Annotated in this window: 32 protein-coding genes; 2 read left to right on the top strand and 30 right to left on the bottom strand. The window is 56.8% G+C overall.

Annotation, left to right across the window (positions count from 1 at the left end; all coding sequences use genetic code 11):
* Positions 1-4: 4 nt before the first annotated feature.
* The 3 genes from EJD88_RS26540 to EJD88_RS26530 form a co-directional block, all read right to left on the bottom strand.
* Positions 5-760: a S9 family peptidase gene (locus EJD88_RS26540; protein ID WP_099584614.1), complete on the bottom strand. Its 756-nt coding sequence runs from the start codon at positions 758-760 to the stop codon at positions 5-7.
* Entirely contained in the window at positions 750-1,859 is a 1,110-nt protein-coding gene (locus EJD88_RS26535) for a DUF3182 family protein (protein ID WP_158879349.1), read from the bottom strand. The genes EJD88_RS26540 and EJD88_RS26535 overlap by 11 nt, the downstream gene beginning before the upstream one ends.
* Positions 1,860-2,030: 171 nt before the next feature.
* Positions 2,031-2,990: a GlxA family transcriptional regulator gene (locus tag EJD88_RS26530; RefSeq protein ID WP_099584612.1), complete on the bottom strand. Its 960-nt coding sequence runs from the start codon at positions 2,988-2,990 to the stop codon at positions 2,031-2,033.
* A 96-nt stretch (positions 2,991-3,086) separates the two neighbouring features.
* Here EJD88_RS26530 and EJD88_RS26525 point away from each other — a divergent pair, with 96 nt between their 5' ends.
* Positions 3,087-3,650: a cysteine hydrolase family protein gene (locus EJD88_RS26525; RefSeq protein WP_112196879.1), complete on the top strand. Its 564-nt coding sequence runs from the start codon at positions 3,087-3,089 to the stop codon at positions 3,648-3,650.
* Positions 3,651-3,669: 19 nt separating this feature from the next.
* Here the strand turns inward: EJD88_RS26525 and tam are convergent, their stop codons facing one another.
* The 3 genes from tam to EJD88_RS26510 form a co-directional block, all read right to left on the bottom strand.
* Entirely contained in the window at positions 3,670-4,431 is a 762-nt protein-coding gene (gene tam, locus EJD88_RS26520; RefSeq protein WP_158879348.1) for a trans-aconitate 2-methyltransferase, read from the bottom strand.
* A gap of 217 nt (positions 4,432-4,648) precedes the next feature.
* Positions 4,649-5,164: a single-stranded DNA-binding protein gene (locus tag EJD88_RS26515; protein ID WP_003232445.1), complete on the bottom strand. Its 516-nt coding sequence runs from the start codon at positions 5,162-5,164 to the stop codon at positions 4,649-4,651.
* Between the two features lie 9 nt (positions 5,165-5,173).
* Positions 5,174-6,568 carry an MFS transporter gene (locus EJD88_RS26510; protein ID WP_099584609.1) on the bottom strand — a complete coding sequence of 465 codons (1,395 nt, stop codon included), beginning with the start codon at positions 6,566-6,568 and terminating at the stop codon, positions 5,174-5,176.
* A 178-nt stretch (positions 6,569-6,746) separates the two neighbouring features.
* Here EJD88_RS26510 and uvrA point away from each other — a divergent pair, with 178 nt between their 5' ends.
* Positions 6,747-9,581, top strand: a complete 2,835-nt coding sequence (gene uvrA, locus EJD88_RS26505; RefSeq protein ID WP_099584608.1) for an excinuclease ABC subunit UvrA — start codon at positions 6,747-6,749, stop codon at positions 9,579-9,581.
* A 64-nt stretch (positions 9,582-9,645) separates the two neighbouring features.
* On the opposite strand, the gene bfr is transcribed toward uvrA, so the two are convergent.
* The 24 genes from bfr to rplV all read right to left on the bottom strand — a co-directional run bounded on the left by bfr (position 9,646) and on the right by rplV (position 22,580).
* Positions 9,646-10,110 (bottom strand): bacterioferritin, encoded by a 465-nt coding sequence (gene bfr, locus EJD88_RS26500; protein WP_033900044.1) that lies wholly within the window; start codon positions 10,108-10,110, stop codon positions 9,646-9,648.
* 155 nt (positions 10,111-10,265) lie between these two features.
* Positions 10,266-11,714 (bottom strand): catalase, encoded by a 1,449-nt coding sequence (locus tag EJD88_RS26495; RefSeq protein WP_158879347.1) that lies wholly within the window; start codon positions 11,712-11,714, stop codon positions 10,266-10,268.
* A 249-nt stretch (positions 11,715-11,963) separates the two neighbouring features.
* Complete coding sequence (rplQ, locus tag EJD88_RS26490; RefSeq protein ID WP_003176402.1) at positions 11,964-12,350, bottom strand: 50S ribosomal protein L17; 387 nt, start codon at positions 12,348-12,350, stop codon at positions 11,964-11,966.
* Positions 12,351-12,391: 41 nt separating this feature from the next.
* Positions 12,392-13,393, bottom strand: a complete 1,002-nt coding sequence (gene rpoA / locus EJD88_RS26485; RefSeq protein WP_003176403.1) for a DNA-directed RNA polymerase subunit alpha — start codon at positions 13,391-13,393, stop codon at positions 12,392-12,394.
* Between the two features lie 22 nt (positions 13,394-13,415).
* Positions 13,416-14,036, bottom strand: coding sequence for a 30S ribosomal protein S4 (gene rpsD, locus EJD88_RS26480; RefSeq protein WP_003210056.1), 621 nt, complete (start codon positions 14,034-14,036; stop codon positions 13,416-13,418).
* Positions 14,037-14,054: 18 nt separating this feature from the next.
* A complete protein-coding gene (rpsK, locus tag EJD88_RS26475) occupies positions 14,055-14,444 on the bottom strand; it encodes a 30S ribosomal protein S11 (protein ID WP_002555466.1) in 390 nt (129 codons plus the stop codon).
* Positions 14,445-14,474: 30 nt separating this feature from the next.
* On the bottom strand, positions 14,475-14,831 hold the full coding sequence (gene rpsM, locus EJD88_RS26470; RefSeq protein WP_003210063.1) for a 30S ribosomal protein S13: 357 nt from the start codon (positions 14,829-14,831) through the stop codon (positions 14,475-14,477).
* A gap of 129 nt (positions 14,832-14,960) precedes the next feature.
* Positions 14,961-15,077 (bottom strand): 50S ribosomal protein L36, encoded by a 117-nt coding sequence (gene rpmJ / locus EJD88_RS26465; RefSeq protein WP_002555468.1) that lies wholly within the window; start codon positions 15,075-15,077, stop codon positions 14,961-14,963.
* 28 nt (positions 15,078-15,105) lie between these two features.
* Positions 15,106-16,434 carry a preprotein translocase subunit SecY gene (gene secY, locus EJD88_RS26460; protein ID WP_017736663.1) on the bottom strand — a complete coding sequence of 443 codons (1,329 nt, stop codon included), beginning with the start codon at positions 16,432-16,434 and terminating at the stop codon, positions 15,106-15,108.
* A complete protein-coding gene (gene rplO, locus EJD88_RS26455) occupies positions 16,435-16,872 on the bottom strand; it encodes a 50S ribosomal protein L15 (protein WP_003176407.1) in 438 nt (145 codons plus the stop codon). It abuts the gene before it with no gap.
* A gap of 3 nt (positions 16,873-16,875) precedes the next feature.
* Entirely contained in the window at positions 16,876-17,052 is a 177-nt protein-coding gene (gene rpmD / locus EJD88_RS26450; protein WP_003176408.1) for a 50S ribosomal protein L30, read from the bottom strand.
* Positions 17,053-17,054: 2 nt separating this feature from the next.
* Positions 17,055-17,555: a 30S ribosomal protein S5 gene (gene rpsE / locus EJD88_RS26445; RefSeq protein ID WP_003186035.1), complete on the bottom strand. Its 501-nt coding sequence runs from the start codon at positions 17,553-17,555 to the stop codon at positions 17,055-17,057.
* 3 nt (positions 17,556-17,558) lie between these two features.
* Positions 17,559-17,909 (bottom strand): 50S ribosomal protein L18, encoded by a 351-nt coding sequence (gene rplR / locus EJD88_RS26440; protein WP_017135964.1) that lies wholly within the window; start codon positions 17,907-17,909, stop codon positions 17,559-17,561.
* 10 nt (positions 17,910-17,919) lie between these two features.
* Positions 17,920-18,453: a 50S ribosomal protein L6 gene (gene rplF, locus EJD88_RS26435; protein WP_003176412.1), complete on the bottom strand. Its 534-nt coding sequence runs from the start codon at positions 18,451-18,453 to the stop codon at positions 17,920-17,922.
* Positions 18,454-18,465: 12 nt separating this feature from the next.
* Positions 18,466-18,858, bottom strand: a complete 393-nt coding sequence (gene rpsH, locus EJD88_RS26430; protein ID WP_003176413.1) for a 30S ribosomal protein S8 — start codon at positions 18,856-18,858, stop codon at positions 18,466-18,468.
* A 206-nt stretch (positions 18,859-19,064) separates the two neighbouring features.
* Positions 19,065-19,370: a 30S ribosomal protein S14 gene (gene rpsN, locus EJD88_RS26425; protein WP_003176414.1), complete on the bottom strand. Its 306-nt coding sequence runs from the start codon at positions 19,368-19,370 to the stop codon at positions 19,065-19,067.
* A 13-nt stretch (positions 19,371-19,383) separates the two neighbouring features.
* Entirely contained in the window at positions 19,384-19,923 is a 540-nt protein-coding gene (rplE, locus tag EJD88_RS26420; protein ID WP_003176415.1) for a 50S ribosomal protein L5, read from the bottom strand.
* 20 nt (positions 19,924-19,943) lie between these two features.
* Positions 19,944-20,258, bottom strand: a complete 315-nt coding sequence (gene rplX / locus EJD88_RS26415) for a 50S ribosomal protein L24 (RefSeq protein ID WP_003176416.1) — start codon at positions 20,256-20,258, stop codon at positions 19,944-19,946.
* A gap of 11 nt (positions 20,259-20,269) precedes the next feature.
* A complete protein-coding gene (gene rplN, locus EJD88_RS26410) occupies positions 20,270-20,638 on the bottom strand; it encodes a 50S ribosomal protein L14 (protein WP_002555479.1) in 369 nt (122 codons plus the stop codon).
* A gap of 23 nt (positions 20,639-20,661) precedes the next feature.
* A complete protein-coding gene (gene rpsQ / locus EJD88_RS26405; RefSeq protein ID WP_003176419.1) occupies positions 20,662-20,928 on the bottom strand; it encodes a 30S ribosomal protein S17 in 267 nt (88 codons plus the stop codon).
* A gap of 2 nt (positions 20,929-20,930) precedes the next feature.
* Positions 20,931-21,122: a 50S ribosomal protein L29 gene (gene rpmC / locus EJD88_RS26400; protein WP_002555481.1), complete on the bottom strand. Its 192-nt coding sequence runs from the start codon at positions 21,120-21,122 to the stop codon at positions 20,931-20,933.
* Positions 21,122-21,535: a 50S ribosomal protein L16 gene (rplP, locus tag EJD88_RS26395; RefSeq protein WP_003232424.1), complete on the bottom strand. Its 414-nt coding sequence runs from the start codon at positions 21,533-21,535 to the stop codon at positions 21,122-21,124. The genes rpmC and rplP overlap by 1 nt, the downstream gene beginning before the upstream one ends.
* 12 nt (positions 21,536-21,547) lie before the next feature.
* On the bottom strand, positions 21,548-22,234 hold the full coding sequence (gene rpsC, locus EJD88_RS26390) for a 30S ribosomal protein S3 (protein ID WP_003176422.1): 687 nt from the start codon (positions 22,232-22,234) through the stop codon (positions 21,548-21,550).
* Between the two features lie 13 nt (positions 22,235-22,247).
* Positions 22,248-22,580 (bottom strand): 50S ribosomal protein L22, encoded by a 333-nt coding sequence (gene rplV, locus EJD88_RS26385; RefSeq protein WP_003103908.1) that lies wholly within the window; start codon positions 22,578-22,580, stop codon positions 22,248-22,250.
* Position 22,581 lies beyond the last annotated feature (1 nt).

Raw genomic sequence — 22,581 nt, 5'->3', positions numbered from 1 at the left:
CGGGCTACTGGGACTGGATGATGCTCAACCGCTCGCCGACCACCATCTCGGTAATCCAGTCGACCAGGATTGAGGTGTAAGCCTGCTGGGACACCGGATCGCTGAGGGAATGGTCAGCGCCATCAATGATGCGGTGCGTCAGGGAGTGCGTCTGCTGGCACGCCGCGCGGTAGCTCATGATGGTGGCATGGGGCACGTGGTCGTCGGTTTCCGATTCGACGATCAGCACATCACCGGTAAACGCCGCGCAGGCGTGTAATGCGCGATTGGTCTCGGCGTGCACCAGGGTGCTGCGGTAATCCATCAAATCGACCTTATCCAGGTCGCGCTTGGGCTTGAGCCATTCCTGATCGCGGTACAGCGCCGGCACGCGCAGCGCCAGCCAGCGTACCGGGCGCAACGAGGTGAGGATGGCGGCGAGGTAACCGCCATAACTGGTGCCCACGACCGCCACCGCCGAGGTGTCGATGGCCGGGTGGGCGAGCAGCCGGTCGTAGGCCGCCAGCAGGTCGCGCAGGTTGTCTTCGCGGGTGACGCGGTTCAATGGAATGCCGGTACCGGCGTGGCCGCGCAGGTCGAAAGTGAGGCACACACAGCCAAGGCCGGCGATGCCTTTGGCCCGTTCCAGATCCCGCTCCTGGCTACCGCCCCAACCGTGCACAAACAACACGCCCGGTACTTTGGATTTGGGGCTCAGGAAGGTGCCGCTCATTTGTTCGTCGTCGATGTCGATGGAAATGGTTTCACTTCTAGCCGTCATAAGATTTGACCGTCACGTACTTGAGAAGAAAGTCACTGTTTTCTGCGGGGCCGCGATACACCTCAATGGCATCCGCTGGCAGCGCCTGGTCCACATAGGTTTCTACCGAGGACACATGAATGGCGTTAAGACCCGGGTGATTGATGAAGCTTTGCAGCGCCGCGACCTCCGCGCTGCTGGCGCCGCCCATGCGCCAGGATTGTTCGAGCACGCCACTGCGGCGCTGGCCGTGGCTATCCAGGCCTTGAGCGATGTCGTAGTTGCGCCGGGACGCGTAGAAGCCGGGGTAGGCTTCATCTGCCGCCGTGTCGAAGATTTGCGCTTGCTCGATGGCCAGTCGTACGTCGTCGGGCAGATCGAGTTCAAGCAAATCTTCGTAATAACCCGGAACGACCAGCAAGTCGGAGCCGCCATAGACGCTTTCGCCCTGCCCGTCCTCGGTCAGGTATTGCTGCCCGCAGTAGCTGAATACGTGATCGCCGATAAAACTCTGGCCCACGCTATGGGTGACCACGTCGCGCAGATCTTGCTCCAGCACCACGCCGTCGTTGAACAACTGCGCGGCGTCGGGTCGGACGAGAACGGCCTTGAAGGCATCGAGGCTGTGGATAACTTCCTGGCCGCGTCCGGCGCAGGCGTGCACCGGTTTCAGGCGGATGGGCCCGTCGTCGAGCAAATGGGCGGCGGCGGGTAAAGCGTCTTCGAGCGAAAACACACTGAGGCCATCCAACACGACTGTTCTTACCCGCTCACAGAACAACGGCGACCATCCTTCGGGCGCGATGGCTTCAGGGCTCAGCAAACCATGGCTGATGGCTTTGGTGCAGATGAAGTCGTGATCGACATAGCCGCCCCACAGGTCTTCGGGGCCTTTGATGTTGAGCGCGAGAGCTTGCGCCGGGCCCACCAGGGTTTGAGTGGGTAGCAGATAAAGCTCCCGGCCAGCATGTTTTCGCGGGTCGTAGCTGCCATCGAATTTAAGCCCCAGGATCTGCGCCAGCCAGCGGGCCAGGCTGTGATTGGTGTCGACCTCATGCTGGGGTGCGCCCGCTCGTGTGGAGTGAGCGACCACCCATTTCCTGCGTTGTGTTGGGGTCATGCATCCCCCTTGGCCTTCCCGCCATGTGTGTATCAGGAAGGCTGCAGGGATCAGGCCAAAACAGCTGTGAGCGCAAGCGATTTGAAATCAAGCAGTTACTGAAAAACCGATGGCAGTTGGCCTGTTTTATTCTGCACGACGACGCCTCAAATGCGCGGCGTTCTGCACGATTCACACGCCAAAACGGCTGCGGTAATCGCTGGGCGCCAGGCCGGTGATTTTCTTGAAGGTGGCGCGAAAGGCGCTGGGGTCCTGATAGCCCACGGTCCAGGCAATATGGTCAATGGTGCCGTTGGTGAATTCCAACATCTGCCGCGCCTTGCCCACCCGCAGGTGCTGGCAGTATTCGGTGGGTTTCAAGCCGGTGGCGCCGCGAAAGCGCCGCAGGAAAGTGCGTGCCTCCAGCCCCGCCTCTTGCGCCATGGCCGCCACGGACACCTCCACCGCGCCGCTGGCTTGCAACCAATGCTGGACTTTGAGAATCGCCACGTCGCCATGGCCGAGGATCGGCGCAAAGTTGCTGCCGCACTGGCTCGCGCTGTCGCTGTGTTCAATGACCAAAAACCGCGCGGTGTCGGCAGCGATACTCGGCCCCATCAGGCGGTCAACCAGACGCAGGCCCAGCTCTGACCAGGCCATCAGCCCGGCGGTGGTGATCAGGTCACCGTCATCGACGATGGGTTTATCCGCTTCCAGGCGCACGGCCGGGTACTGCGCGGCAAAAGACTTGGCGGAAGACCAATGGGTGGTAGCGCTGCGCCCATCCAGCAAGCCGCTGCGCGCCAGCATGATCGAGCCGATGCACACGCCGCCCAGCACTGTGCCCGTCGCGTGCTGCTGACGAAGCCACGCCAACAGCGCAGGCGGCGACTGTTCATCGGTGAACACACCAATCGACGGTGGCACCAGCACGGCCATCATCGGTTGCTCGGGGCCTGGGTGGCTATCGAATACCCGTGTCGGGTGACCATCGGCATCCACGTGCCAATGGCTGATCCGCAGCAGCGGCAGTTGTGCCGACTGATGCTCGGCGGCGATCCGGTTGGCCACGCCGAACAGGTCGGTCAGGCCATGCACGGCGGCCAATTGCGCCCCTTGGTAGATCAACACACCCAGCTCAACAACCGCCATTGTCAGTTTTCCCCCTGTTATTGTCGGTGCAGCCAATCCCCGGCGTCGGCGCCAGCTAAGATACTGGGCCCATCAACCCATCACGAGGCAATACCCATGGCCAAGCAAGCGCTCATCCTAATCGATATCCAGAACGACTACTTCCCTCAGGGCAAGTGGCCGCTGGATGGCGTAGAAGCTGCAGCGGACAAGGCTGCGCAAGTACTCAAGGCGTTTCGCCAGGCGGGGGATGCAGTGATTCATGTGCGCCATGAATTCACGTCCGAAGAGGCACCGTTCTTCACGCCCGGGTCCGAAGGCGCACACCTGCATCCGAAGGTACTGAACCAACGCGATGAGCCCGTGGTGCTTAAACACTTTGTGAACGCGTTTCGTGAAACCAATCTGCGCGCCCTGCTGGAACAACGCAGCATCACCGAACTGGTGGTGGTCGGCAGCATGAGCCATATGTGCGTCGACGCCGTGGTGCGTGCCGCAGCGGACCTGGGCTACAAGGTCACGGTGATTCATGACGCTTGTGCCACCCGCGATCAGGAATTCAACGGGCAAGTGATCCCGGCCGCGCAGGTGCATGGCGCGTATATGGCGTCACTGGCGTTTGGGTATGCGGGCGTGGTGTCGGCGGATGAGTATTTGAAGGCACAAGCAGCGGCGGCGTGACCACTGCTTGCCTGGGTTTTTAGCGGGTCGCGATGATAAACAGGCGCGGGAATGGCAGTGGTACGGTGCCATCGGCCAGGGCTGGATAGGCCTGGGTAATCCGCGCCTGATATTCCTGTAGGAAGGCGACTTTTTCATCATCGGTCAAAGGCGCGAGGAATGGACGCAATGCAGAGCCCTTGAACCACTCCACCACAGCCCCATGACCCGCCAACGGGTGCAGGTAGGTCGTGCGCCAAACGTCAACAGTGGCGCAGTGCTTGCTCAGCAACTCGTAGTAGTAACTCGCCACGTGCCGTTCATTGTGTTTGACCGTACCAATCCTGGCAGCCCACGGGCCATCCGCCGCAACCTCCCGAGCCAGGCGGTGCGCAGGCTCGTCCAGGTTATCCGGGGTTTGCACCGCCAGCGTACCGCCGGGGTTCAACTGGTTGACCAGATGGGGGTAAAGCGTGGCGTGGTCTGGCAGCCATTGCAGCGAGGCGTTGGCGAGGATCACATCGAATGTTTTTCCAGGGTTCCAGGCGCCGATGTCCGCCAGTTCAAAGCTCAGTCTCGGCAGGCGGTTGCGGGCGTCGACGAGCATGTCTTCAGAGCTGTCCATGCCGGTGACATCCGCTTGAGGAAAACGCTCGGCCAACACTTGGGTGGAGTTGCCAGGGCCGCAGCCGAGGTCGACGGCGGTGTGCACATCCAGATTGGGAATGGCTGCCACCAGGTCACGCACGGGGCGAGTGCGCTGTTGTTCAAACATCGTGTACTGCTTGGCAGACCAGGTCATCGCGGCTTTCCTTCGTCTCTAGGGTTTGGCTCCAGCCTAAATCCTGTAGCCCATGAGCACAAATGCCGGGACATCTGATCACTGGTCCCGTCAGTCGATCCTTTTCAGAACACTGTTCGGCCTGGAGCCGTGGGTAGCGTTGGCAAATAAAAAAGCCCCGAGAGCAGTGCTCACGGGGCTTTCCGGGAAAACTTTACGGATTGCTCCGAGCGATATCCTAGAACGGAATATCGTCATCAAAGCTGTCGAAATCCGGAGCCGGCTGAGGAGCGGCCTGCTGTGGCGCTGGACGCGACTCACGCTGTGGCTGCTGGCTTGGCTGCGGACGCGACTGCTGTGGACGCGGTGCCGAGTTGGACATGCCGCCCTGGCCCTGTTGGTCGCCCTGTGGACGGCCGCCCAGCAGTTGCATGGTGCCTTGCATGTCGACCACGATTTCAGTGGTGTAACGCTTGATGCCGTCTTTTTCCCACTCGCGGGTCTGCAGTTTGCCTTCGATGTAGACCTGCGAACCCTTGCGCAGGTATTCACCGGCGATCTCTGCGACCTTGCCGAACATCGACACACGGTGCCATTCGGTTTTTTCGACTTTCTGACCGGTTTGCTTGTCGGTCCACTGTTCGCTGGTCGCCAGACTCAGGTTGGTCACGGCGTTACCGTTAGGCAAGTAGCGAACTTCGGGATCCTGGCCGCAAGTACCGACCAATATGACTTTGTTAACCCCACGGGCCATAACGTTCTCCTAGGCTGGGCGCGCTGTCGGCACTGGGTTGACCAGTTGCTCAAGCGTCGCGCGATCCAATAATTCGGTGTCCAATTTGATGTAAATGGCCGCCTCTTCAGCGACCACGACTGCATCCGTTACCCCTACGACGGCCTTCAGGCGCTCTGCCAGACCGGCTTCGCGGATCGCCTCGGGCGATAGCGGCAAACGCAGACTTGTGACGTAGGGAGGTTCGCGCATGGTAACAGCAAAGACCAGCCAAAGTGCAGCCAGCCCGGCGCATCCGAGGAAGACAACCGACAAACCGCCATGCTGAAACATCCAGCCGCCCATGATGCCGCCTAACGCCGAGCCGAGGAACTGGCTGGTGGAATACACCCCCATCGCCGTGCCCTTGCCACCCGCCGGTGAAACTTTACTGATCAGCGAAGGCAATGAAGCCTCCAGCAGGTTGAACGCGGTGAAGAACACCACCGTGCCGATTACCAGCGCCCGTAGGCTGTCGCCGAACTGCCAGAAGAATAGTTCAGTGAGCATCAATGTCGCGACGGCGCCCAGCAAAACTCGTTTCATTTTGCGTTTTTTCTCGCCATAGATGATGAACGGGATCATGGCGAAAAACGAAATCAACAGAGCGGTGAGGTAGACCCACCAGTGCTGCTCCTTGGGCAGCCCGGCTTTTTGTACCAGGGCCAGGGGCAAGGCGACGAAGCTGCACATCAGCATTGCGTGTAATACGAAGATACCTAAATCCAGGCGCAGCAGGTCCGGGTGCTTGAGCGTCGGCAACAACGCGTTGCGCGCAACGCCGGATTCACGGTGCTGCAATGTGCCGGTGGAGCGCGGCACCATGAAGGCCACGATCACGATGCCGAACAACGCCATGCCGCCTGTGGCCAGAAACAAACCGTGCAGGCCGAACGCACGTGTGAGCAAGGGTCCGACCACCATGGCCACGGCAAACGACAGGCCGATGGTCATACCGATCATCGCCATGGCCTTGGTGCGATGCTGCTCGCGGGTCAGGTCAGAGAGGAGCGCCATCACCGCAGCGGAAATCGCCCCGGCACCTTGCAGAATACGTCCGGCGATCACGCCCCAGATCGAATCGGACTGGGCCGCGAGCACACTGCCGAGGGCGAACACGATCAGCCCCAGGTAAATCACCGGACGACGGCCAATGCGGTCGGAAATGATCCCGAACGGAATCTGAAAAATCGCCTGTGTCAGGCCATAGGCGCCAATCGCCAGGCCGATCAGCGCCGGGGTTGCGCCGGCGAGGTCCATGCCATAGGTCGCCAGCACTGGCAACACCATAAACATGCCCAGCATACGGAAGGCGAACACAAGGGCCAGACCGCTTGCCGCTCGGGTCTCGCCGCTACTCATGCGTTCGCTGTGGGGATCGTGCATGGAAAAACCTCGTGTGAACCGGCGGCGATTCTACCAGTCCCATCGATTGAGAGGGTATATGCGGCGCTTTGCCGCGCAGCTTTCATGTAAGGCTGCACCCGGCACTTTGACAGTGTATATTCATCCAGTCTTTAGCCGTATACTCCGGCATTATTTACGCCCGCCGTGCGAGGCCATCTTGGACAAGATCCTGATTCGTGGGGCTAGAACCCACAACCTGAAGAACATCGACCTGACCCTGCCCCGGGACAAGCTGATTGTCATCACCGGCTTGTCTGGCTCGGGCAAATCGTCCCTGGCGTTCGACACGCTGTATGCCGAAGGTCAGCGCCGCTATGTGGAATCGCTGTCGGCCTATGCCCGGCAGTTCCTGTCGATGATGGAAAAACCCGACGTCGACACCATTGAAGGCCTGTCGCCGGCAATTTCCATCGAACAGAAGTCGACCTCCCACAACCCACGTTCCACCGTGGGCACCATCACTGAAATCTACGACTACCTGCGCCTGCTTTACGCGCGGGTCGGTATCCCCCGCTGCCCGGATCACGACATTCCACTGGAAGCCCAGACCGTCAGCCAGATGGTCGACCTGGTACTGGCCCAGCCGGAAGGTGCCAAGCTGATGCTGCTGGCGCCGGTGATTCGCGAGCGCAAGGGCGAACATCTTTCCGTCTTCGAAGAGCTGCGGGCGCAAGGTTTTGTACGCGCGCGCATCAATGGCAAGCTGTATGAACTGGACGAAGCACCGAAGCTCGACAAGCAGAAGAAGCATTCGATCGATGTAGTGGTCGACCGCTTCAAAGTGCGCGCCGACCTGCAGCAGCGCCTGGCGGAATCGTTCGAGACCGCGCTGAAGCTGGCGGATGGTATTGCGCTGGTTGCGCCCATGGATGACGAGCCGGGCGAAGAGATCATCTTCTCTGCGCGCTTTGCCTGCCCGATCTGTGGCCATGCCATCAGCGAACTGGAACCCAAGCTGTTTTCCTTCAACAACCCGGCCGGCGCCTGCCCAACCTGCGATGGCCTGGGTGTGAAGCAGTTCTTCGATATCAAGCGCCTGGTCAATGGCGAGCTGACGTTGGCGGAAGGGGCGATACGCGGCTGGGACAGGCGTAACGTCTATTACTTCCAGATGCTGGGGTCGCTGGCGTCCCACTACAAATTCAGCCTTGAAGTGCCATTCAACCAACTGCCGGCAGATCAGCAGAAGGTCATCCTCAATGGCAGTGGTTCGCAGAACGTCGACTTTAAATACCTGAACGACCGCGGCGACATCGTCAAGCGTTCGCACCCGTTCGAAGGCATTGTGCCAAACCTGGAGCGGCGCTACCGCGAAACCGAATCGGCGAGCGTGCGCGAAGAGCTGGCGAAATTCCTCAGCACTCAACCTTGTCCAGATTGCCGTGGCACTCGCTTGCGCCGTGAGGCGCGGCATGTCTGGGTGGGTGAGAAGACCCTGCCAGCAGTGACGAACCTGCCGATCGGCGATGCGTGTGAATACTTCGGTGTGCTCAAGCTGACCGGACGCCGTGGGGAAATTGCCGACAAGATCCTCAAGGAAATCCGTGAGCGGTTACAGTTCCTGGTCAATGTGGGCCTGGACTATCTTTCTCTGGACCGTAGCGCCGACACCTTGTCCGGCGGCGAGGCGCAACGTATTCGCCTGGCCAGCCAGATTGGTGCAGGCTTGGTGGGCGTGTTGTACATCCTGGATGAACCGTCCATTGGCTTGCACCAACGGGACAACGATCGTCTGTTGGGCACGTTGAAGCACCTACGGGATATCGGCAACACGGTGATTGTGGTCGAGCACGATGAAGACGCGATTCGCCTGGCGGACTATGTGGTCGATATTGGCCCAGGCGCCGGCGTGCACGGTGGACATATTGTTGCTGAAGGCACACCGGCCGAAGTCATGGCTCATCCGGACTCCCTGACCGGCAAGTATTTGTCTGGCCGAGTGAAGATTGCAGTGCCGGCTAAACGTACACCGCGCAACAAGAAGATGGCGCTGCATCTCAAGGGCGCACGCGGGAACAACCTGCGTAATGTCGACCTGGAGATTCCGCTGGGCTTGCTGACCTGTGTGACCGGTGTATCGGGTTCGGGTAAGTCGACGCTGATCAACAACACGCTGTTCCCCCTTAGTGCAACCGCCCTGAACGGCGCAACCACGCTGGAAGCGGCCGCGCATGACAGCATCAAGGGCCTTGAGCACCTGGACAAAGTGGTCGATATCGACCAGAGCCCGATTGGCCGTACACCTCGGTCCAACCCGGCAACGTACACGGGGCTGTTCACGCCGATTCGCGAGCTGTTCGCGGGTGTGCCGGAGTCTCGCTCACGTGGCTACGGGCCTGGGCGGTTCTCGTTCAACGTCAAGGGCGGACGCTGTGAAGCGTGTCAGGGCGATGGCTTGATCAAGGTAGAGATGCACTTCCTGCCGGATATCTATGTGCCGTGCGATGTGTGCAAGAGCAAGCGCTATAACCGCGAAACTCTTGAGATCAAGTACAAGGGCAAGAACATCCACGAAACCCTGGAGATGACCATCGAGGAAGCTCGCGTGTTCTTCGACGCGGTTCCAGCATTGGCGCGCAAGCTGCAGACGCTGATGGATGTGGGCCTGTCGTATATCAAGCTGGGGCAATCAGCGACCACGCTGTCCGGTGGCGAGGCACAGCGGGTGAAGCTGTCCAGGGAGCTGTCCAAGCGTGATACGGGCAAGACTCTGTATATCCTCGATGAACCGACTACGGGGCTCCATTTCGCGGATATCCAGCAACTGCTCGACGTGCTGCACCGATTGCGCGACCACGGCAACACTGTAGTGGTGATTGAGCACAACCTTGATGTGATCAAGACGGCTGACTGGTTGGTGGACCTCGGGCCGGAGGGCGGCTCCAAGGGTGGCCAGATCATCGCGGTCGGCACGCCGGAGCAAGTCTCTGAAATGCCGCAGTCCCACACCGGTTACTACTTGAAACCGTTGCTGGAGCGCGACCGGGCCTGACTTGTCGCCCCATGAAAAAGCCCCTGTCACCTTGCGGTGACAGGGGCTTTTTCGTAGCCGGGAATCAGAACTGCGATTGCAGGTAGTTTTCCAGGCCAATGAGCTTGATCAGACCCAACTGCTTTTCCAGCCAGTAGGTGTGATCTTCCTCTGTGTCATTCAATTGCACGCGAAGGATTTCACGTGTGACGAAGTCACTGTGCTGCTCGCAGAGCTCAATGCCCTTGCAAAGCGCAGCACGTACCTTGTATTCGAGGCGAAGATCGGCTGCCAGCATGTCAGGTACGGTTGTGCCCACGTCCAAGTCGTCGGGACGCATACGCGGCGTGCCTTCGAGCATCAGGATACGGCGCATCAGTGCGTCAGCGTGCTGTGCCTCTTCTTCCATCTCGTGGTTGATACGCTCGTAGAGTTCGGTAAAACCCCAGTCTTCGTACATCCGCGAGTGGATGAAATATTGGTCACGAGCTGCCAGTTCGCCCGTCAGCAACGTGTTGAGGTAATCGATTACGTCGGGGTGACCTTGCATCGCCCTACATCTCCCTGCTTGAAAGACTGTAGTTTGAACCATGATGACCTGGAGGTCACGGGATCAACGGCATAAAAACGCACATTTCCCGAGAAAAGTAGCTGAAATAACGCGAAAACCGCCCAAATGAGGGCGGTTCTGCTTATCGTTTAGAGTCAGTTAAGCGATACACCCAGCGCCTTTGCGATTGCTTCTCCGTAAGCAGCGTCTGCCTTGTAGAAGTGCGCCAATTGACGCTGGACAACATCACTGGAAACCCCAGCCATTGCACCGGCGATGTTGGTGGTCAGCAGTGCCTGCTGCTCAGCATTCATTAGACGGAACAGCGCACCCGCGTGGCTGTAGTAGTCAGTGTCTTCACGATGATCGTAACGATCAGCGGCACCGCTCAGCGCCAAAGCAGGCTCAGCGTACTGCGGGGCTTGCTTGGGGGCATCGGCGTAGCTGTTCGGCTCGTAGTTAGGAGCTGAACCACCGTTGCTGCCAAAAGCCATCGAGCCGTCGCGCTGGTAGCTGTTTACCGGGCTGCGCGGCGCGTTTACCGGCAATTGCTGGTGATTGGTGCCGACACGATAACGATGGGCATCGGCGTAAGCAAAAACACGACCTTGCAACATACGGTCTGGCGACAGGCCAACACCGGGCACCATATTGCTTGGCCCGAACGCGGCTTGCTCCACTTCGGCAAAGTAGTTCAGAGGGTTGCGGTTGAGCTCCAGTTCACCCACTTCGATCAGCGGAAATTCCTTTTGAGACCAGGTTTTGGTCACGTCGAAAGGATTCTCATAGTGAGCGTTAGCCTGGGCTTCAGTCATGATCTGGATGCAGACGCGCCATTTCGGAAAGTCACCGCGCTCAATCGCGCCGAACAGATCACGCTGGGCGTAATCAGGATCAGTACCGGCTAAACGTGCGGCATCCGCTGGAGCCAGGTTCTTGATGCCCTGCTTGGTTTTGTAATGCCATTTAACCCAGTGACGCTCGCCCTTCGCATTGATCAGGCTGTAGGTGTGACTACCGAAGCCGTGCATGTGGCGATAGCCGTCTGGAATGCCACGGTCCGAAAACAGGATGGTCACCTGGTGCAGCGCCTCAGGCGAGTGCGACCAGAAGTCCCACATCATTTGCGCGCTTTTCAGGTTGCTTTGTGGGAGGCGCTTTTGGGTGTGGATGAAGTCCGGAAATTTCAGCGGGTCGCGGATGAAGAACACTGGCGTGTTGTTACCCACGATGTCCCAGTTACCTTCTTCGGTGTAGAACTTCAAAGCGAAGCCGCGCGGGTCGCGCTCGGTATCGGCAGAACCGCGTTCACCACCAACAGTGGAAAACCGAAGAAAGGTAGGGGTTTGCTTGCCAACGGTCTCAAACAGCTTGGCGCTGGTGTACTGGGTAATGTCTTGGGTGACCGTGAACGTACCGTAGGCACCCGAACCTTTAGCGTGTACACGCCGCTCCGGGATGTTTTCACGGTTGAAGTGAGCGAGCTTCTCGATCAGGTGAAAATCGTCGAGCAGCAACGGGCCGCGCGGGCCGGCGGAACGGGAATTCTGGTTATCCGCAACGGGGGCACCGCTGGCGGTAGTAAGGACTTTATTCTGGCTCATGCTCAATCTTCCTCAGGTCAGACTTGGAACTGCCGGCTAATCGGCTTAAAGGGAGTATTGACGATCAAGATGACACCATCAAATTTATTAAATCATGGTCATTGATAGAAAATAACTAACAAACCCAACAGAGTAATTAGCTATGGATTGGACTCTGATGCTGGCAGCGACTGAATTAATATAGACAACGTTTTTTACACACACAAAAAACCGGGCACTAGGCCCGGTTCTCCGTTACAGCTTGTCGTCTTACTCGGCGCTTACAGCTTCGCCGGCAGTAGCACGATCAACCAACTCGACGTACGCCATAGGCGCGTTGTCGCCAGCGCGGAAACCGCACTTGAGGATGCGCAGGTAGCCACCCTCACGGGTAGCGTAACGCTTGCCCAGGTCGTTGAAGAGCTTACCAACGATAGCTTTCGAGCGAGTACGGTCGAAAGCCAGACGGCGGTTAGCCAGGCTGTCTGTCTTAGCCAAAGTGATCAGCGGCTCAGCAACGCGACGCAGTTCTTTAGCTTTCGGCAGTGTAGTTTTGATCAGCTCGTGCTCGAACAGCGACACCGCCATGTTTTGAAACATGGCCTTGCGGTGCGAGCTGGTACGGCTCAGGTGACGACCACTTTTACGATGACGCATGGTTCATTCCTTACCAAACTCACGTTCGGTGATTACGACGATCAGGCAGTCGCCTTGTCGTCCTTCTTAAGACTTGCAGGCGGCCAGTTGTCGAGGCGCATGCCGAGGGACAGACCGCGGGAGGCCAGAACGTCCTTGATTTCAGTCAAGGATTTCTTGCCAAGGTTCGGAGTCTTCAACAGTTCTACTTCGGTACGCTGAATCAGGTCGCCGATGTAGTAAATGTTTTCCGCCTTAAGGCAGTTAGCCGAACGTACAGTCAGTTCCAGATCGTCAACCGGGCGAAGCAGGATCGGATCGATCTCGTCTTCCTGCTCGATTACCACTGGTTCGCTGTCACCTTTGAGGTCGACGAACGCAGCCAACTGCTGTTGCAGAATGGTTGCAGCGCGGCGGATTGCCTCTTCAGGATCCAAAGTACCGTTGGTTTCCAGATCAATAACCAGCTTGTCCAGGTTAGTACGCTGCTCGACACGGGCGTTTTCCACCACGTATGCGATACGGCGAACCGGGCTGAACGAAGAGTCGAGCTGCAAGCGACCAATGCTGCGGCTTTCGTCTTCATCGCTCTGACGCGAGTCGGCCGGTTCATAACCACGACCACGAGCTACAGTGAGCTTCATGTTCAGGGCGCCGTTAGACGCCAGGTTAGCGATTACGTGATCGGGATTAACGATCTCGACATCATGATCCAGCTGAATATCGGCAGCGGTAACCACCCCCGAACCCTTCTTCGACAAGGTCAGCGTAACTTCGTCACGGCCGTGCAGCTTGATAGCCAGACCTTTAAGGTTCAACAGGATTTCAATTACGTCTTCCTGTACACCTTCGATGGCGCTGTACTCGTGGAGCACACCGTCAATCTCGGCCTCGACTACTGCACAGCCGGGCATTGAGGACAACAGGATGCGGCGCAGCGCGTTGCCCAGGGTGTGGCCAAAACCACGCTCGAGAGGCTCGAGAGTGATCTTGGCGCGGGTTGGACTGACAACCTGCACATCAATGTGGCGGGGTGTCAGGAACTCATTTACCGAAATCTGCATGGATGCACCTATTTTCTAGCCCTTACTTGGAGTAGAGCTCGACAATCAGGCTTTCGTTGATGTCGGCGGACAGATCACTGCGAGCAGGAACGTTCTTGAAAACGCCCGACTTCTTCTCAGTGTCTACTTCTACCCATTCTACGCGGCCACGTTGGGCACACAGATCGAGAGCTTGGACAATGCGAAGTTGGTTTTTTGCTTTCTCGCGAATCGCGACCACGTCACCAGCACGAACCTGGTAGGACGGGACATTAACGGTTTGGCCGTTTACGCTTACGGATTTGTGCGATACCAGCTGACGGGATTCGGCACGAGTCGAACCAAAGCCCATACGGTATACAACGTTGTCCAGACGGCATTCGAGCAGTTGCAGCAGGTTTTCACCGGTTGCACCTTTCTTGCCAGCAGCTTCTTTGTAGTAGCCGCTGAACTGACGCTCGAGAACGCCGTAAATACGACGGACCTTCTGCTTTTCACGCAGTTGGGTGCCGTAGTCGGACTGGCGACCGCGGCGTTGGCCGTGGATACCAGGTGCTGCTTCAATGTTGCACTTCGATTCGATCGCGCGCACGCCGCTCTTCAAGAAGAGATCGGTGCCTTCACGACGAGCGAGTTTGCATTTTGGACCAATGTAACGAGCCATTCTTTACAATCTCCTGGATTACACGCGGCGCTTCTTCGGCGGACGGCACCCGTTGTGCGGGATTGGCGTCACGTCGGTGATGCTGGCGATCTTATAGCCACAGCCGTTCAAAGCACGGACAGCAGACTCACGACCTGGACCTGGACCTTTGACGTTAACGTCGAGGTTTTTCAGGCCATATTCCAGCGCAGCTTGACCAGCACGTTCAGCAGCTACTTGAGCGGCAAACGGGGTGGACTTGCGGGAACCGCGGAAACCCGAACCACCGGAGGTAGCCCAAGAAAGCGCGTTACCTTGACGGTCGGTGATGGTCACGATTGTGTTGTTAAAAGATGCATGGATGTGGGCGATGCCATCAACCACTGTCTTTTTAACTTTTTTACGAGGACGAGCAGCAGGTTTTGCCATGATAATTTTCCTGTCGATTCGCGTGGGCGATTACTTGCGGATCGGCTTACGCGGACCTTTACGGGTACGCGCGTTAGTCTTGGTACGCTGACCGCGTACTGGAAGACCACGACGATGACGCAGACCACGGTAGCAACCGAGGTCCATCAAACGCTTGATTTTCATGTTGATTTCGCGACGCAGGTCACCTTCAGTGGTGAACTTCGCCACTTCGCCACGCAACAGCTCAATCTGCTCGTCGCTCAGATCTTTGATCTTCGCGGCTGGGTTTACCCCAGTATCTGCGCAAATTTTCTGCGCAGTAGTGCGACCAACACCATAGATGTAGGTCAGCGAGATAACAGTGTGCTTGTTATCTGGAATGTTAACGCCTGCAATACGGGCCATTCAGTGGGACTCCAATTGACAGCTACCTACGCCCCGGAAGCCAAGAAATAGGGCGCGAGATAATATCGCTGTAATAACAAATAATCAACCCGGCAGCGCACTAGCTGCCGGGCTTCAAGCGGATCACACTCAGCCTTGGCGCTGTTTGTGACGCGGTTCCGCGCTGCAAATTACTCGAACAACACCTTCGCGGCGAATAATCTTGCAGTTACGGCACAGCTTTTTCACCGATGCACGAACTTTCATCACCAACTCCTCGAACCTTATGGGGTACTTAGCGCAACATGCCGCTGCCGTAGCCCTTCAGGTTGGCTTTCTTCATCAGGGATTCGTACTGGTGCGAAACGAGGTGCGATTGTACTTGGGACATGAAGTCCATCACAACCACGACGACGATCAGCAACGAGGTCCCGCCAAGGTAGAACGGAACGTTTGCTGCAACCACCAGGAACTGGGGCAACAAGCACACGGCCGTCATATATAGAGCACCGAACAGGGTCAAACGAGTCAGAACGCCGTCAATGTAGCGTGCAGACTGCTCACCTGGACGGATACCCGGAATAAAGGCACCGGACTTCTTCAGGTTTTCCGCTACGTCTTTCGGATTGAACATCAACGCCGTATAGAAGAAGCAGAAGAAAATAATCCCTGCACTAAACAGCAGAATATTCAACGGCTGACCAGGAGCGATCGACTGAGAGAGGTCCTGCAGCCAGCCCATGTTTTCAGACTGACCAAACCAGGTACCCAACGAAGCCGGAAACAGCAAAATGCTGCTCGCGAAAATTGCCGGAATAACACCGGCCATATTCACTTTCAGCGGCAAGTGGCTGGTCTGCGCAGCAAAAACCTTACGGCCCTGCTGACGCTTGGCGTAGTGAACAGCAATACGACGCTGACCACGCTCAATGAACACCACAAAACCGATAATCGCTACTGCCAGCAAACCGATGGCGACAAGGGCGAAAATATTGATATCACCCTGACGTGCAGACTCGAAAGACTGCCCAATCGCTCTCGGAAGACCGGCGACGATACCTGCGAAAATCAACATCGAGATACCGTTACCAACACCACGCTCAGTAATCTGCTCACCCAGCCACATCATGAACATTGCGCCAGCCACAAACGTGGATACCGCAACGAAATGGAAGCCAAAGTCACCAGTGAACGCAACGCCCTGCCCTGCCAAACCAACGGACATGCCGATAGCTTGAACCAAGGCGAGAGCGACAGTGCCGTAGCGGGTGTACTGGCTAATCTTGCGACGGCCAGCTTCACCTTCCTTCTTCAACTGCTCCAGCTGCGGGCTGACGGCGGTCATCAACTGCATGATGATCGATGCCGAAATGTACGGCATGATCCCCAGTGCAAAGATGCTCATCCGCTCCAGCGCACCGCCGGAAAACATGTTGAACAAGCTAAGAATGGTCCCCTCATTCTGTCGAAACAGGTCTGCGAGTCGGTCCGGGTTGATACCTGGAACCGGGATGTGTGCGCCTATTCGGTAGACGATAATCGCCAAGAACAGAAAACGCAGACGAGCCCAAAGTTCAGACATACCGCCTTTGCCGAGCGCTGAGAGAGCACCTTGCTTAGCCATTTATTCCTCGAACTTGCCGCCAGCTGCTTCGATAGCCGAACGCGCACCTTTGGTGGCGCCGATTCCCTTGCCGATAGTGACAGCGCGAGTCACTTCACCGGACAGCATGATTTTCACACGCTGTACGTTGACGTTGATCACGTTGGCATCTTTCAGGGTCTGCACAGTAACGATGTCGCCTTCCACTTTAGCCAGCTCGGACAGACGCACTTCTGCGCGATCCATAGCTTTCAGGGATACGAAACCGAACTTAGGCAGGCGACGATGCAGCGGCTGTTGACCGCCTTCAAAGCCTGGAGCGATGGTGCCACCGGAGCGGGAGGTTTGACCTTTGTGGCCACGGCCACCAGTCTTACCCAAACCGCTACCGATACCACGGCCCGGACGATGCTTTTCGCGACGGGAACCCGGCGCTGGACTCAGATCATTGAGTTTCATCGATTAACCCTCTACACGCAGCATGTAGTAAGCCTTGTTGATCATCCCGCGATTCTCGGGAGTATCCTGGACTTCTACAGTGTGACCGATGCGACGCAGACCCAAACCCTTAACGCACAGTTTGTGGTTAGGAATGCGGCCGGTCATGCTTTTGATCAGCGTTACTTTAACGGTAGCCATGATCAGAAGATCTCCTTGACACTTTTGCCACGCTTGGCGGCAATGGATTCAGGAGACTGCATAGCTTTCAAACCTTTGAAAGTGGCGTGAACCACGTTTACCGGGTTAGTCGAACCGTAGCACTTGGCCAGAACGTTCTGAACGCCAGCAACTTCGAGGACAGCACGCATAGCGCCGCCAGCGATGATACCGGTACCTTCAGAAGCAGGCTGCATGTACACCTTCGAAGCGCCGTGAGCGGACTTCATAGCGTATTGCAGCGTGGTGCCGTTCAGATCAACTTGGATCATGTTGCGACGAGCAGCTTCCATCGCCTTCTGGATCGCAGCAGGCACTTCACGTGACTTGCCACGGCCGAAGCCAACACGCCCTTTACCATCACCCACCACGGTCAACGCGGTGAAAGTGAAGATACGGCCGCCTTTAACGGTTTTGGCTACGCGGTTAACTTGAACCAGCTTCTCAATGTAGCCTTCGTCGCGCTTTTGGTCGTTATTTGACATAACTTAGAACTCCAGCCCAGCTTCACGAGCAGCATCAGCCAGCGCTTTAACGCGACCGTGGTACTTGAAGCCAGAGCGGTCGAAAGCCACTTGCGAGACGCCCACGGCCTTAGCACGTGTAGCGACCAGCTGGCCAACCTTTGTGGCCGCGTCGATGTTGCCGGTGGCACCATCACGCAGTTCTTTATCCAAAGTCGAGGCGCTTGCCAGGACTTTGTTGCCGTCGGCCGAGATGACCTGGGCGTAAATGTGCTGCGACGAGCGGTACACGCAGAGACGCACGACTTCTAGTTCGTGCATTTTCAGGCGTGCTTTGCGAGCGCGACGCAGTCGAGTAACTTTTTTGTCGGTCATTTGCTATGCCCTACTTCTTCTTGGCTTCTTTACGACGGACGACTTCGTCCGCGTAGCGCACACCTTTGCCTTTGTACGGCTCTGGTGGACGGAAGTCGCGGATCTCAGCGGCCACCTGACCTACCAGCTGCTTATCAATACCCTTGATCAGGATATCGGTCTGGCTAGGGGTCTCAGCGGTGATGCCTTCCGGCAGTTCGTAATCCACTGGGTGCGAGAAGCCAAGGGCCAGGTTCAAAACCGTGCCTTTTGCTTGCGCTTTGTAACCAACACCGACCAGCTGGAGCTTACGCTCGAAGCCTTGGCTTACGCCTTGGACCATGTTGTTTACCAACGCACGCGTGGTACCGGCCATTGCGCGAGTTTGTTGATCGCCATTGCGAGCAGCGAAACGCAGCTCACCAGCTTCTTCAACGATCTCAACGGACGAATGGATGTTCAGTTCAAGAGTGCCCTTGGCACCCTTCACCGAAAGCTGTTGGCCTGCGAATTTTACTTCGACACCGGCTGGCAGCTTAACGGGGTTCTTAGCGACGCGAGACATGCTTATCCCCCCTTAGAACACAGTGCAAAGAACTTCGCCGCCGACACCGGCAGCGCGCGCAGCACGATCCGTCATCACACCTTTGTTGGTGGAGACGATAGACACGCCCAGACCGCCACGAACTTTCGGCAGATCTTCAGCGGACTTGTACTGACGCAGGCCTGGACGGCTAACGCGCTTCACTTCCTCGATGACCGAACGGCCTTCGAAGTACTTCAGCTCGATGGACAGCAGTGGTTTGATTTCGCTGCTGATCTGATAACCCGCAATGTAGCCTTCGTCTTTCAGGACTTTGGCAACAGCTACCTTCAACTTGGAAGATGGCATGCTTACGACGGACTTTTCAGCCATCTGGGCATTACGGATACGAGTTAGCATGTCCGCTAACGGGTCCTGCATACTCATGGGCTAGACGCTCCTAATACAAAAAAATTAGCCTTGCGGCTACATATGTCGCCGAGAATCTCCGGGTAAAAAACACGGGCTCAGGCGAGCCGCGTATTTTAGACACACTCCGGAAATGAAACAAGCCCCAAAAGGGGCTTGTTCCAGATTCAAGGTCACCGGCGGTCAGTATCTTGCGATTTTGACCGCCCCGACGCTGAAAGTACTTACCAGCTGGCTTTAACCAGACCTGGTACGTCACCACGCATTGCCGCTTCACGCAGTTTGTTACGGCCGAGGCCGAACTTGCGGTAAACGCCGTGTGGACGACCGGTCAGGCGGCAGCGGTTACGCATGCGCGAGGCGCTTGCGTCACGTGGCTGCTTCTGCAGAGCAACTGTCGCTTCCCAACGCGCTTCTGGACTTGCGTTCAGATCTACGATGATTGCTTTCAGTGCTGCACGCTTCTTGGCGTACTTGGCAACCGTGAGCTGACGCTTCAGCTCGCGGTTTTTCATGCTCATCTTGGCCATGGTCCTACTCCAATCAGTTGCGGAACGGGAATTTGAACGCACGCAGCAGAGCGCGGCCTTCATCATCGTTCTTGGCAGTGGTGGTCAGGGTGATGTCCAGACCGCGGAGAGCATCGATCTTGTCGTAGTCGATTTCCGGGAAGATGATCTGCTCTTTCACGCCCATGCTGTAGTTACCACGACCATCGAAGGACTTGGCATTCAGGCCGCGGAAGTCGCGAACCCGAGGCAGGGAGATCGACAGCAGACGATCCAGGAATTCATACATACGCTCACGACGCAGGGTCACTTTGACGCCGATCGGCCAACCTTCACGGACTTTAAAGCCAGCGATGGATTTCCGAGCGTAGGTCACAACGACTTTCTGGCCGGTGATCTTTTCCAGGTCAGCAACAGCATGCTCGATGACTTTTTTGTCGCCGACAGCTTCGCCCAGACCCATGTTCAGGGTGATTTTGGTAACGCGTGGAACTTCCATCACGTTCGAAAGCTTAAGTTCTTCCTTAAGCTTCGGTGCGATTTCTTTCCAGTAAATCTCTTTTAGTCGTGCCATGGTCTTCTACCTAGCAGTGTTCAAGCATCAACCGCTTTTTGGGTCGACTTGAAGACACGAATTTTCTTGCCGTCTTCTACTTTGAAACCAACGCGGTCAGCCTTGTTGGTTTCGCCGTTGAAAATGGCGACGTTAGAAGCGTCCAGTGGAGCTTCTTTTTCGACGATACCGCCTTGTACGCCCGACATCGGGTTAGGCTTGGTATGACGCTTGACCAGGTTCAGACCACCGATAACCAGACGGTTATTGGCGAGAACCTTAAGCACCTTACCGCGCTTACCTTTGTCTTTGCCGGCGATCACGATGATCTCGTCGTCACGACGAATCTTTTGCATGTCGGATCTCCTTACAGCACTTCTGGGGCGAGCGAGACGATCTTCATGAACTTCTCAGTACGAAGTTCACGGGTCACTGGCCCAAAGATACGGGTGCCGATCGGCTCTTGCTTGTTGTTCAGAAGAACAGCAGCGTTGCCATCAAAGCGGATAATGGAGCCATCAGCACGACGTACGCCGTGACGAGTGCGGACTACAACAGCAGTCATCACTTGGCCTTTTTTCACTTTGCCGCGAGGAATTGCTTCCTTCACGGTAACTTTGATGATGTCACCGATACCAGCGTAACGACGATGGGAGCCACCCAGCACCTTGATGCACATAACACGGCGAGCGCCGCTGTTATCGGCCACATCGAGCATGGATTGAGTCTGAATCATATAATTTCTCCGACCCCTAGTCCTTAGACTTCCACAGCGCGTTCGAGAACATCAACCAGTGCCCAAGACTTGGTCTTGGCCAGCGGACGAGTTTCACGAATAGTGACTTTGTCGCCGATGTGGCACTGATTGGTTTCGTCGTGCGCGTGCAGCTTAGTCGAACGCTTAACATATTTACCGTAGATCGGGTGCTTAACGCGACGCTCGATCAGTACGGTGATGGTTTTGTCCATCTTGTCGCTGACAACACGGCCAGTCAGCGTACGGACAGTCTTTTCGGCTTCAGCCATGATCACTTACCTGCCTGCTGGTTGAGCACAGTCTTCACGCGAGCAATGTCACGCTTAACTTGCGAGAGCAGATGAGACTGCCCCAACTGGCCAGTTGCTTTCTGCATGCGCAGATTGAACTGGTCGCGCAGCAGGCCGAGCAGTTGCTCGTTCAGCTGCTGTGCGGATTTTTCACGAAGTTCATTCGCTTTCATCACATCACCGTCCGTTTAACAAAGGCGGTGGCGAGCGGCAGCTTTGCAGCAGCCAGGGCAAAAGCCTCACGCGCCAGCTCTTCAGTTACACCCTCGATTTCATACAGGACTTTGCCTGGCTGAATCTGGGCTACCCAGTATTCCACGTTACCCTTACCTTTACCCATCCGAACCTCAAGAGGTTTTTTGGAGATCGGCTTGTCCGGGAATACACGGATCCAGATCTTGCCGCCACGTTTAACGTGACGGGTCAGTGCACGACGCGCTGACTCGATCTGACGAGCGGTGAGACGACCACGAGCTACAGACTTCAGCGCGAACTCGCCGAAGCTGACTTTGCTACCGCGCTGAGCCAGACCACGGTTGTGGCCTGTCATCTGCTTGCGGAACTTCGTACGCTTTGGTTGCAACATTTGGCGTACCCCTTACTTAGCAGCTTTTTTACGAGGCGCTGGTGCTTGTGGTTTCAGTTCTTCTTGGCGACCACCAATTACTTCGCCTTTGAAGATCCAAACCTTTACACCGATCACACCGTAAGTGGTGTGAGCTTCGTAGTTGGCATAGTCGATGTCGGCACGCAGGGTGTGCAGTGGCACACGACCTTCGCGATACCATTCAGTACGTGCGATTTCAGCACCGCCGAGACGACCGCTCACTTGGATTTTGATGCCTTTGGCACCAATGCGCATGGCGTTCTGTACGGCGCGCTTCATAGCGCGACGGAACATTACGCGACGCTCCAGCTGCTGAGCTACGCTCTGCGCAACCAGCATACCGTCGAGCTCCGGCTTGCGGATCTCTTCGATATTGATGTGCACAGGCACACCCATTTGCTTGGTCAGGTCCTGACGCAGTTTCTCAACATCTTCACCTTTCTTCCCGATAACGATACCTGGACGAGCGGTGTGGATGGTGATACGTGCAGTTTGTGCCGGACGATGGATATCGATACGGCTTACGGACGCGCTTTTTAGTTTGTCTTGGAGATACTCACGCACCTTCAGATCAGCGAACAAATAGTCCGCATAAGTCCGACCGTCTGCGTACCAGACGGAGGTGTGCTCCTTGACGATTCCCAGGCGAATGCCAATGGGATGTACTTTCTGACCCATCTCTTCGACTCCGTTACTTGTCAGCAACCTTGACAGTGATATGGCAAGACCGCTTGACGATGCGATCAGCACGGCCTTTGGCACGTGGCATGATGCGCTTCAGCGAACGCCCTTCGTTGACGAAAACGGTGCTGACTTTAAGGTCATCAACGTCTGCGCCTTCGTTATGCTCGGCGTTGGCTACGGCCGACTCCAGCACTTTCTTCATGATCTCGGCGGCTTTCTTACTGCTGAAAGCCAACAGGTTGAGCGCTTCGCCCACCTTCTTCCCGCGGATCTGGTCGGCGACCAAGCGGGCTTTCTGGGCGGAGATTCGAGCGCCCGACAACTTAGCGGCTACTTCCATT

Origin of the sequence: Pseudomonas sp. PB105 (assembly GCF_009764655.1) — a bacterium.
GTDB classification, from domain to species: Bacteria; Pseudomonadota; Gammaproteobacteria; order Pseudomonadales; family Pseudomonadaceae; genus Aquipseudomonas; species Aquipseudomonas cyclaminis.
This window is presented reverse-complemented; position numbering and strand designations above follow the sequence as displayed.